Genomic DNA, 1,985 nt, shown 5'->3' with positions numbered 1-1,985 from the left:
AAGGTCATGTCACCGATGGCCGGCAGCGAGAAGGTCACCGTGCAGCCCGGCCCGTCCGGGTTGGCGTCCACCCACACCTGCCCGCCGTAGAGTTCCACGATGCGTTTGACGATGGTCAGGCCGATTCCGCTCCCCGGCGCCTGGTCCGGCCGTAACCGCACGAACGGCTGAAAGACCCGCTCCCGCTGCTCGGCCGGAATCCCCAGGCCGTTGTCCCGGACCGTAAACCACACCCGGTTGTCGCGGCACCCCGCCTGGATCGCGATGGCCGGCGCCGCCTCCGGCCGGGCGAAGTTCAGCGCGTTGGCGAGGAGGTTGTCGAAGACCTGGCGCAGGTAGGCGCCGTGGCAGGCGACGAGCGGCGCCTGCACGCTCACCTCGACGCGGGCGCGCCGCGCCTCCAGCTCGCCGGCGCGGGCTTTCAGCACGGCGTGGACCACCGTCGCCGCGTCCACCGCCTCCACGGCCTCCGCCCGCGTGCCGACCCGGGCCACCATCAGAATGCTCTCCACCCGCGCCTCCAACTCCTGGGCGTTCTGTTCGATCAAGGCCAGCCAGCGCGCCGCTTGGGGGGCGAGCGCGGCGCCGTACTCCTGCCGCAACAGGGCGGCGAGGCCCCCCATGCGCTTGCCGGGCCCTTTGAGGTCGTGGGCCAGGGCTTCGGCCAGATGCTCCAACTGGCGCAGCCGGGCGGCCAGGTCCTTCTGCTTCTGATGCGCCTGCTCGTAGAGCCGGGCATTGGCGATGGCCAAGGCCGCTTCTTGGGCGAGCCCCCGTGCCAGGCGCACGTTCCAGCCGTCCGGGCCGCTGGCTGCCTCCTTGAGCAGCAGCAGCACGCCGAAGGGGGCTCCCTGGGCGAGCAGCGGAATCGCCAGCACGCTGTCGCCGATGAGATTGCGCCGGCTCACTTGGGGGCGGCGGTCGCGGCGCAGCTCGTGGCCGGCCGCCGGCTCGTGTGTGTCGAAGGCCCGCACGGCGATGGGAAACTCCTCCCACAGCATGACGGACTTGCGCAGCGTGTCGCTCCAGGGGCCCGAGGCGGCCTCGACGACCCAACAGCCCATCTGCTCATTGCGCAGCAGCACCAGGCAGACATCCGCCCGGGTCAACTCCGCGGCGCGATCGACGATGCGCCGCAGGGAGCCGTCGAGGCCGTCGGGCCCGATGGTGTTGAGGTCGTGGCCGGTGGCGATGAGCGCTTCGAGCTCGCGGATGTGCGCGCGGATGCGCTGCGCCATCGCCTCATAGGCCCGGGCCACCTGGCCGATCTCGTCCAACGACTGGATGGAAATCGAGGGGACCGGGGCCCCGGTGTCGTCCGCGCGACCGAACTGTTCGACCGACGATCGCAGCACCCCCAGCGGATGCGTCAGCGATTGCGCCAACAGGCGTACGCCGAGAAAGCCGAGCGCCAGGCCGCCCCCCAACGCCCCCAGCAAGCCCCAGAAGGTCGCGTGGGTCACCCTTTCTTGGTCGGCCACCAGGCGTGCCAGTTCGCGGTCCAAATGATCCTCCATGTTCCGCAGGTCCTGTCGTACGCGATCCGACAACGTGAGCCCCTGCCCCGACCGCACGTAGGCTGCCACCTCGGCCAGGTACCCCTGGCGGATCCGCTCGATAAGCGTTTGTTTGGACTCGATCAGCTCGCGGAGCTGCCGGCCGACTCGGCGCACGTCTTCCGATTCAAGGCTGCCCACGTGCTCCGCCAGCGTGATCGTGCGATCCAGGACCGGCTGGAGATTCGTCCTGGCCTCCTCCAGGGGCGTGAGAAACGTCGGTTGCTGCGTGATGAGGTATCCGCGGAAGGCGTCTTCGGCGTCGACCGCGAGGCGCCGGAGGACTTCGGTCTGCTCGCGCGCGAGTTGGACCCGATGCCGCTTCTCTTGCAGATCCAGCAGATGATTCACGAAGGCGAGGTGGACGGCCAGCGCGACGAGGACGGGGACAAAACACACCATGAGGATGAGCCAGAGCTTCTGCTGGAC

1 protein-coding gene is annotated in these 1,985 nt (G+C 69.6%); it reads right to left on the bottom strand.

Going from position 1 to position 1,985, the window contains the following annotated elements; translation table 11 throughout:
* On the bottom strand, positions 1–1,955 hold a 1,955-nt coding region (locus tag AB1555_19880), incomplete at its 3' end, for an ATP-binding protein (GenBank protein ID MEW6248938.1).
* Positions 1,956–1,985 lie beyond the last annotated feature (30 nt).

Source organism: Nitrospirota bacterium (assembly GCA_040755395.1).
Classification (GTDB): Bacteria; Nitrospirota; Nitrospiria; order Nitrospirales; family Nitrospiraceae; genus DATLZU01.
This window is presented reverse-complemented; position numbering and strand designations above follow the sequence as displayed.